We start from the raw sequence: 412 nt of genomic DNA, 5'->3' as shown, positions 1-412 counted from the left end.
AGTAGGACGTTGCCAGGCAATATTATTCCGCAGTAGCTCAGCGGTAGAGCTATCGGCTGTTAACCGATCGGTCGTAGGTTCGATTCCTACCTGCGGAGCCATTGGAGAGCTGTCCGAGTTGGCCGAAGGAGCACGATTGGAAATCGTGTATACGTCACAAGCGTATCAAGGGTTCGAATCCCTTGCTCTCCGCCATAAGGATTTATAATATTTGGCCCGTTGGTCAAGTGGTTAAGACACCGCCCTTTCACGGCGGTAACACGGGTTCGAATCCCGTACGGGTCACCACTTTGGAGGATTAGCTCAGCTGGGAGAGCACCTGCCTTACAAGCAGGGGGTCGGCGGTTCGATCCCGTCATCCTCCACCATATAAAATTATATAAATAATATTGTCGCGGGGTGGAGCAGTACG

The 412-nt window shown here is 51.9% G+C and carries 4 tRNA genes; all 4 read left to right on the top strand.

The features are described 5' to 3' along the window. The first annotated feature begins 26 nt into the window (after window positions 1–26). The 4 genes from COC96_RS26950 (at window position 27) to COC96_RS26935 (ending at window position 368) form a co-directional block, all read left to right on the top strand. Window positions 27–101: transfer RNA gene (locus COC96_RS26950), tRNA-Asn, on the top strand. Window positions 102–103: 2 nt separating this feature from the next. After that, window positions 104–195, top strand: a tRNA-Ser gene (locus COC96_RS26945). A gap of 18 nt (window positions 196–213) precedes the next feature. Beyond that, window positions 214–288: transfer RNA gene (locus COC96_RS26940), tRNA-Glu, on the top strand. Between the two features lie 4 nt (window positions 289–292). After that, window positions 293–368 (top strand) — tRNA-Val (locus COC96_RS26935). Window positions 369–412: the final 44 nt, after the last annotated feature.

The sequence above is a fragment of the Bacillus cereus genome (genome assembly GCF_002577405.1).
GTDB classification, from domain to species: domain Bacteria; phylum Bacillota; class Bacilli; order Bacillales; family Bacillaceae_G; genus Bacillus_A; species Bacillus_A cereus_AU.
This window is presented reverse-complemented; position numbering and strand designations above follow the sequence as displayed.